At 67.6% G+C, this 8,266-nt stretch carries 5 protein-coding genes; 1 reads left to right on the top strand and 4 read right to left on the bottom strand.

What is annotated here, in order from left to right:
* Nucleotides 1-362 precede the first annotated feature (362 nt).
* From ACYVD1_RS11480 to ACYVD1_RS11465, 4 genes are all read right to left on the bottom strand, one after another.
* Nucleotides 363-1,619, bottom strand: a complete 1,257-nt coding sequence (locus ACYVD1_RS11480; RefSeq protein WP_460771177.1) for an ABC transporter substrate-binding protein — start codon at nt 1,617-1,619, stop codon at nt 363-365.
* A gap of 177 nt (nt 1,620-1,796) precedes the next feature.
* Nucleotides 1,797-3,044 (bottom strand): ABC transporter substrate-binding protein, encoded by a 1,248-nt coding sequence (locus tag ACYVD1_RS11475; protein WP_460771175.1) that lies wholly within the window; start codon nt 3,042-3,044, stop codon nt 1,797-1,799.
* A gap of 207 nt (nt 3,045-3,251) precedes the next feature.
* Entirely contained in the window at nt 3,252-4,514 is a 1,263-nt protein-coding gene (locus ACYVD1_RS11470) for an ABC transporter substrate-binding protein (RefSeq protein WP_460771172.1), read from the bottom strand.
* A 440-nt stretch (nt 4,515-4,954) separates the two neighbouring features.
* Nucleotides 4,955-5,383, bottom strand: coding sequence for a PaaI family thioesterase (locus tag ACYVD1_RS11465; RefSeq protein ID WP_460771169.1), 429 nt, complete (start codon nt 5,381-5,383; stop codon nt 4,955-4,957).
* A 116-nt stretch (nt 5,384-5,499) separates the two neighbouring features.
* Between ACYVD1_RS11465 and polA the strand changes: the two genes are divergently transcribed.
* On the top strand, nt 5,500-8,259 hold the full coding sequence (polA, locus tag ACYVD1_RS11460; RefSeq protein WP_460771165.1) for a DNA polymerase I: 2,760 nt from the start codon (nt 5,500-5,502) through the stop codon (nt 8,257-8,259).
* The last annotated feature ends 7 nt before the right edge of the window (nt 8,260-8,266 follow it).

Below are 8,266 nucleotides of genomic sequence, written 5' to 3'. Positions count from 1 at the left end.
CCAACCCGCCGTCGTAGCGGAGCGGGTCAAGGTGGAGCGCCGTTGACGCGCGAAGCGCTCGATGGCGACGACCTTGAGGCGCGCAGCGGAGACGGCCACAATCGGGCGGCGGGAAAGGAGGGAACCCCAGCGTGGAACGAATCCCCAACCCATGAGGGCAGCCCTCAACGCCCAAAGGCAACGGTGTTGGGAGCTGCTCCCTATTGACGTATGCGTCCCTACAGCTCTACGCCTACAGCTAACCCCACAGCTACGCCTACGCCTACAGCTACCCCCCAGCTACGCCTACAGCTAACCCCACAGCTACCCCCACAGCTACGCCTGCGCCCACAGCTACGCCTATGCCTACGTCTACAGGGGAGTCAGTCGTCCGTGGAGTAGTCCTCGAAGCCGAGAGTGTCGTATCCGTCGTCGCCGAAGTGGAAGAGTTCGAAGGAGGCGGAGGTGGGGTCGCCGTTGTCGTCGAGGTCGATGTCGCCGCTCACGCCCTGGTAGTCGATGTCCTCGTCTTCGTTGAGGAGGTCGCGGCACTCCTGGAAGCTGTGGCACTCGGTGCCTGCGGGACGGCTGATTTCGGCGAGGTGTCCCACGTATTCGCTGGGTTCGGCGGAACCGGCGGATTCGGCGGCGAGAGCGATCGCGGTGACGCAGTCGAAGACGTGGGGCGCGTACTGGAAGATCTCGAGGTCGGGGCTGAACTCGCGGAGCCCGTCGTTGAACTCGGGGTTGTCGGCGCTCGGTGCGACTCCCGTGGTGCCGTTGATGGCCTGCGGCCCGTCGGCGCCGATGGTCTGGTCGAGGTCGGGGTCGTTGAGGCCGTCGGTGAGGTAGAACTGGTCGCCGTCGACGAAGCCGCTCTCGAGGAGGGTGGCCATGAGCTCGCCGCCTTCCTCGAAGGAGATGAGGGCGATGGCGTCGGCCTGCGCTTCGATGATGCCGTCGATCACGGCACCGTAGTTGGTGGCGTCGGGGTCGTAGGACTCGGTCATGACGACGTCTACGCCCAGGCTCGCGAGTTCGGTTTCCACGGCGGTGAGGTAGCCGCTGCCGTAGTCGTCGGCGCGGGCGATGACGGCGACGCTGTCGTGGCCGTCCTCGATGATCTGTTGGGCGAGGACGGGGCCGGCGAGGAGGTCGCTGGGTGCGGTGCGGAAGAAGTAGCCGTCGTCGTCGATCTCGGTGAGGTCGGGTGCGGTGTTGGACCCGGAGCACTGGACGATTTGGGAACCGGTGATGCTGGCGTAGGTGGCCTGGGTCATGGCGGAGGCTGCGGCGCCGATGACGGCATTGACGTCTTCCGCGACGAGGTTGTTGGCTGCCTCGTTGGCCTGTCCTGGGTCCGCGGTCTCGTCGGCTTGGATGGGGTCGGGGACGTCGGTGCCGAGGATGCCGCCGGCTTCGTTGATCTCGGAGATGGCGTATTCGGTGGCGGCGAGCTGGGGCGGGCCGAGGGAGGCGAGGTTGCCGGTCTGGGGGTAGAGGATTCCGTAGGTGAATGCTCCGTTGTCGCCGTTGCCGAGGTCGGGGCCGTTGCCGTCGTCGCCGCAGGCGGTGAGGGTGAGGACGAGTGTGAGGGTGGCCGCGGTCAGGGTCAGGGGTAGGGCCTTGGTGGTGGGCATGGTTGGTGGTCCGTTCGCGAGGCGGTCGGGGCCGGGGCAGGGGCCCTCTGGTCGGGTATCGGGGGGTGCTGGGGTGGGGGACGCTCGGGGACAGGGCCGGGCCCGACGCGTGGTGCCGTGCGCCGGGCCCGTTGTCTCGTGGTGGCTGGGTCGGTGGGGTTGGCTGGGCTGGCTGGGTTAGTCGTCGTAGGTGAATTCGACGTAGTCGAGGATGTCGTATCCGTCGTCGTCGAAGTGGAAGAGTTCGAAGGTGGCGGAGGTGGGGTCGCCGTTGTCGTCGAGGTCGATGTCGCCGCTCACGCCTTGGTAGTCGATGTCCTCACCTTCGTTGAGGAGGTCGCGGCACTCTTCGAAGGTGGTGCACTCGGTGCCCTCGGGGCGGGTGACGTCGGCGATGTGGTCGACGAGGTCGGAGGACTGGGTGCTTTCGGCGGCTTCGGCGGCGAGGGCGATGACGGTGACGCAGTCGAAGATCTGCGGGGCGAACTGCAGGACGTCGAGGTCGCGGAACTCGAGGAGTCCTTCGTTGAACTGCGGGTTGTCCGCGCCGGGTGTGACGCCGGTGGTGCCGGTGATGATGTCGGGGTTGTCTTCGTTGACGGTTTCGCCGAGGTCGGGGTCGTTGAGGCCGTCGGTGATGTAGAGCTGGTCGCCGTCGATTCCGGATTCGAGGAGTTCGGCGAGCAGCTGGGCGCCCTCTTCGAAGGAGATGAGGGCGATGGCGTCGGGGTCGGCGCTGGAGACGTTGTTGACGACCGCGTCGAAGTTGGTGGCGTCGGGGTCGTAGGTGTCGGTCATGGCGATGTCGGCGCCGAGGGCTTCGAGCTCTTCTTCGACGGCGGCGAGGTAGCCGTCGCCGTAGTCGTCCGCGCGGGCGACGATGCCGACGCTGACGTGGCCGTCCTCTTGGATCTGTTGGGCGAGGACGGGGCCGGCCATCAGGTCGCTGGGTGCGGTGCGGAAGTAGTAGCCGTTGTCGTCGATCTCGCTGAGGTCGGGTGCGGTGTTGGACCCGGAGCACTGGACGGTTTCGGCGCCGGTGATGGTGTCGTAGATGGCCTGGGTCATGGCGGAGGCGCCGGCGCCGATGACGGCGTCGACGTCCTCGGCCACGAGGTTGTTGGCGGCTTCGTTGGCCTGTCCGGCGTCGCCTGCTTCGTCGCCTTCGATGAGGTCGGGGAGTTCGGTGCCGAGGACTCCGCCAGCTTCGTTGATCTCGTTGATGGCGTGGGCGGCTGAGGCTTCTTGGGGCGGGCCTAGGAAGGCGAGTGGTCCGGTCTGCGGGTAGATGATGCCGAAGTCGAGGGTGTCACCGTTCTCGGCTGCGCCTTCTCCGTTGTCTCCGTCTCCGTCTCCGCACGCGGACAGTGCCAGTACGAGTGCGGTTGTGGCCGCGGTGAGGCCGAGTGCCTTGCTTCGGGCCATGCGTGATCACTCCGTTCGAAATGGACGAGGCACGGAGCGCCGGTGCGCTGCCGTGCCGGGGGATGGGGGTGTTCGCTGTGGGAGAGGTCGGACACCGGCACCCGGGGGTGCGGGCTGGTGGCCCGCACCCCCGGGTGGTGCGCACGGTGCGTGTCGCTGACGGTGTCTCCTACCGGGGAACGGTGCGTTCTCTGGTGGTTACGGCTGTTACTCCTCGTCGACGGCGTACTCCTCGTAGCCGAGGATCTCGTGGCCGTCGTCGCCGTAGTGGAAGACCTCGAAGGTGGCGGCGGTGGGGTCGCCGTTGTCGTCGAAGTCGATGTCGCCGCTGGTGCCCTGGAAGTCGATGTCCTCGTCTTCGTTGAGGAGGTCGCGGCACTCCTCGAAGGTGAAGCACTCGGTGCCCTCGGGGCGGCTGATCTCCGGGAGGTGCTCGACGTACTCGTTGGGCTGGACGGAGCCGGCGGATTCGGCGGCGAGAGCGATCGCGGTGACGCAGTCGAAGACCTGCGGGGCGAACTGGAAGACGTCGAGGTCTTCGTTGAACGCGCGGAGCCCGTCGTTGAACTCGGGGTTGTCCGCACCGGGGGCGACGCCGGTGGTGCCGGTGATGACGTCGGGGTCGTCCTCGTTGACGGTTTCGCCGAGGTCGGGGTCGTTGAGGCCGTCGGTGATGTAGAGCTGGTCGCCGTCGATTCCGGATTCGAGCAGTTCGGCCATGACCTGGGCGCCCTCTTCGAAGGAGATGAGGGCGACGGCGTCGGGGTCTTCGCTGCTGATGGCGTTGACGGTGGAGTCGAAGTTGGTGGCGTCGGGGTCGTAGGTCTCGGTGGTGACCACTTCGGCGCCGAGGGCTTCGAGCTCTTCTTCGACGGCGCCGAGGTAGCCGTCGCCGTAGTCGTCGGCGCGGGCGACGATGCCGACGCTGACGTGGCCGTCGTCGACCATCTGGCGGGCCATGACGGGCCCGGAGAGGAGGTCGCTGGGTGCGGTGCGGAAGAAGTAGCCGTTGTCGTCGATCTCGCTGAGGTCGGGCGCGGTGTTGGACCCGGAGCACTGGACGGTTTCGGCGGCGGTGATGGTGTCGTAGGTCGCCTGGGTCATGGCGGAAGCTGCGGCGCCGATGACGGCGTTGACGTCTTCCGCGACGAGGTTGTTGGCGGCTTCGTTGGCCTGGGCCGCGTCGCCGGCTTCGTCGCCTTCGGTGATGTCGGGGACGTCGGTGCCGAGGATGCCGCCGGCTTCGTTGATCTCGGAGATCGCGTATTCGGCGGCGGTGATCTGGGGCGGGCCGAGGAAGGCGAGGGCGCCGGTCTGGGGGTAGAGGATGCCGAAGGAGAACTCCTCGGCGGCTTCGCCGTTCTCGCCACCGTTACCGCCGTCGCCGGCGTCGCCGTTGCCGCACGCGGACAGCCCCAGTACCAGGGCCGCGGTGGCGGCAGTGAGTCCTAGGACCTTCTTGCTTGCCATGATGGTGGTCGCTCCGTTCAACCGGCGTTGCACGGTCTGCGTGGTGCAGGCGTGCTGATGGTGCAGTTGGTGCTGGTGCGTCCTGATGCCCGTGTTGTGCGGGGTGCCTTAATCAGGAGCGTTAGCGGAGCTTAATCAGGTATCGGGTGCCAGTGGAAGGCGTGTGGGGGTGTTGCGGCTTAGTCGCCTTCTGCTTGTTATGAGTCTGTAGCCGTGGTGGGGGTTGGTCGACAGGTTCGGGCCTGGCTGTGGCTGTGTGGTGGCTGGGTGTTAGGGCTGGTGGCCTGTGGGTGCGTGTTCGTCCAGTGTTGGGGTGTGCGTGGGCGCTCGCTCCGTTAGGAGGGCTTCACGTCGTTCGGTGGGTTTGCTTATGCCCGCTGAGGCGCCGCCCCGGAACCGTTTGTCGCCTGGCCCGGGGCGGGGTGTCAAGGGGCGGGCCGTCAGTCCGTGGGGGCTTCGCGCAGCATGCAGGTGAGCCGGGAGGTGCACACCTTCTTGCCCTGGTCGTCGGAGATGGTGATGTCCCATGTGGCCAGGGTGCGGCCGAGGTGGACGGGGGTGGCGACCCCGGTGACGTGGCCGTCGGTGGCGGACCGGTGGTGGGTCGCGTTGATTTCGATGCCAACGGCGATGCGGCCGAACGTCTGGGCGTGGATGGTGGAGCCGACGGATCCCAGGGATTCGGCGAGTACGCAGGAGGCGCCGCCGTGGAGGAGCCCGAAGGGTTGGCGGTTGCCTTCGACCGGCATGCGGCCCACGACGCGTTCCGCGGAGGCCTCGGTGATGTCGATGCCCATGTGTTGTCCCAGGCCGCCGACGAGTGCTCCGGTGTCGAGGAGTTCGCGTAGTGCCTCGGCGTCTGTGGTCATGGTGTGCCTTTCGATCCGGTCGAGTGGCCCCGTACCCGGTCGAACCGGCCGGGCGGTGGCGGTGTTCCCGCGTTGTTGGCCACGGGGTGTCTGCTGCGCATCCTAGGATTCGTTCTGTGGTGACCAAGCGAGAGACCCCCGAACAATCAGCCCAGGCCGACGGCGGGCGGCCCCGTCTGCTTCTCTTGGACGGCCATTCGATGGCCTTCCGCGCGTTCTTCGCGTTGCCGGTGGAGAATTTCGGTACGAGTACCGGGCAGTCCACCAACGCCGTGTACGGCTTCGCGTCGATGTTGGTGAAGCTGTTGCGTGAAGAGGAGCCCACTCATGTGGCGGTGGCGTGGGACCTGTCCGGTCCGACGTTCCGGCACGAGGAGTATGGGGAGTACAAGGACGGGCGGTCGGAGACGCCGCCGGAGTTTCCGTCGCAGGTGCCGTTGACGCAGGACCTGATGCGGTTGATCGGTGTGGCTAACCTGTCGGCGCCGGGTTTCGAGGCCGATGACGTGATCGCCACGCTGGCGCACCAGGGCGGTGCCGCGGGTATGGAGGTGCTGATCGCCTCCGGTGACCGGGACGCCTTCCAACTGGTGACCGAGGACTGCACGGTGTTGTATCCGGGCAAGAGCCTGTCGGATCTGCGCCGGATGGATCCGGCGGCGGTCGAGGACAAGTACGGGGTCGTCCCTGAGCGGTACCGCGATCTGGCGGCGCTGGTGGGTGAGAAGGCCGACAACCTTCCGGGTGTGCCGGGGGTGGGGCCCAAGACCGCGGCGAAGTGGATCACGAAGTTCGGGTCGCTGGACGAGCTTGTGGCCCGTGCGGACGAGGTTCCGGGCAAGGCTGGGCAGAACTTCCGCGATCACCTGGACGACGTGCTGCGCAACCAGCGGCTGAACCGGTTGGCCACGGACGTGGAGTTGGACTCCGGTGTGGCCGACCTGGGGTTGGGCGAGGCGGACCGGGCGGGGGTCGACGCGCTCTTCGACAACCTGGAGTTCGCCTCCAACCTGCGTGAGCGCCTCTACGCGGTGATCCGCGCGGGCGAGGATTCCGCTGGAGACGCTGAGGGCGGCGGTGCTGAGGGTTTCGCCGTGGACGTGACCGTCGCTGTGACGGGCGGGGTCGCCGGATGGCTGGCCGAGCATGCCGCTGGCGAGGGCTCGACCGCGGAGGCCCCGGCCGGGGTGGCGATCGACGGCACTTGGGACAGGGGCACCGGGCGGGTGGACGCGTTGGCGGTCACCGTGCCGGGCGGCGCTTCGTTGTTCGTTGACCCCACGCAGTTGGATGCGGCCGACAATGAGGCGCTGGCGGCGTTCCTGGCCGACCCTGGGCGTGCCAAGACCGTGCACGAGTACAAGGGCGCCCTGCTGGCGCTGGGTGCGCACGGGTGGACGTTGGGCGGGGTGGTCAGTGACACCGCTCTGGCGGCCTACCTGGCACAGCCCGGGCAGCGCCGGTTCGACCTGGCCGACCTGTGCCGCAAGTATCTGGGCCGGGAGCTGGAGGAAGACTCCGACGGTGGGCAGATGACTCTGGACCTGGGTGAGAAGGCCGGTGCGGGGCGCGGCCACGTGTTGGCGGTGCGGGCCGCGGCCACCCGGGATCTGGCGGGTGTGCTCGCCGCGGAGCTGGACAAGAGGGGCGGCAGCCATCTGTTGCAGGAGGTGGAGCTGCCGCTGGTGGAGGTGCTGGCCCGGATGGAGCGGGTCGGGATCGCCGCGGACCGCGAGTACCTGGAGGGCCTACAGGCGGAGTTCGCTTCGGCCGCGCGCGGCGCGGTGGAGCGGGCGCAGGAGGTCGTGGGGCACGAGTTCAACCTGGGTTCGCCCAAGCAGCTGCAGAAGGTGCTGTTCGAGGACCTGGAGCTACCGAAGACGAAGAAGATCAAGACCGGGTACACGACCGATGCCGACGCGTTGGCGTGGCTGGCGACGCAGACCGACAACGAGCTCCCGGGGGTGCTATTGCACCACCGGGACCAGACGAAGCTGCGTACCACCGTCGAGGGTCTGATCAAGACGGTCGCGGACGACGGGCGCATCCACACCACGTTCAACCAGACGGTGGCGGCGACGGGGCGGCTCAGTTCCACGGACCCGAACCTGCAGAACATCCCGGTGCGTACGGACGTGGGGCGGCGGATCCGGCGGGCCTTCGTGGTCGGGGCGGGTTTCCAGGAGCTGTTGACTGCGGACTACAGCCAGATCGAGTTGCGCATCATGGCGCACCTGTCGGGGGAGCAGGCGCTGATCGACGCGTTCAACAGCGGTTACGACTTCCACGCGCAGATGGCCGCGCAGGTGTTCGGTATAGGTGTGGACGAGGTCGACGGTGAGGCGCGGTCCCGGATCAAGGCGATGAGCTACGGGTTGGCGTACGGGCTGAGCGCCTATGGCCTGTCGCAGCAGTTGGGGATCGCGCCGGACGAGGCCAAGCGGTTGATGGAGGACTACTTCGCCCGGTTCGGCGGGGTGCGTGACTACCTCAACGAGGTGGTGGACCAGGCTCGCAAGGTGGGTTACACCGAGACGATCCTGGGGCGGCGCCGTTACCTGCCGGACCTGACGAGTGACAACCGCCAGCGGCGGGAGATGGCGGAGCGGATGGCGCTGAACGCTCCGATCCAGGGGTCGGCGGCCGACATCATCAAGGTGGCGATGCTCCAGGTGGACGCGGCGCTGACCGAGGGCGGGTACCGCTCCCGGGTGCTGCTGCAGGTGCACGACGAGCTCGTGGTGGAGGTCGTCGAGGGGGAGCGCGAGGCGGTCGAAAACCTCGTGACCCACGAGATGGGCTCGGCCTATGATCTGCGTGTTCCGCTGGGTGTTTCGGTTGGCAGCGGACAGAACTGGCACGACGCCGCGCACTAGGGCGCCG

Source organism: Nocardiopsis nanhaiensis (assembly GCF_054778635.1).
This window is presented reverse-complemented; position numbering and strand designations above follow the sequence as displayed.

What these genes read in the sequence shown, in the direction of transcription:
- ACYVD1_RS11480 (WP_460771177.1), bottom strand. Translation starts at nt 1,619, where the DNA reads ATGCCCACCACCAAGGCCCTACCCCTGACCCTGACCGCGGCCACCCTC.
- ACYVD1_RS11475 (WP_460771175.1), bottom strand. Translation starts at nt 3,044, where the DNA reads ATGGCCCGAAGCAAGGCACTCGGCCTCACCGCGGCCACAACCGCACTC.
- ACYVD1_RS11470 (WP_460771172.1), bottom strand. Translation starts at nt 4,514, where the DNA reads ATGGCAAGCAAGAAGGTCCTAGGACTCACTGCCGCCACCGCGGCCCTG.
- ACYVD1_RS11465 (WP_460771169.1), bottom strand. Translation starts at nt 5,383, where the DNA reads ATGACCACAGACGCCGAGGCACTACGCGAACTCCTCGACACCGGAGCA.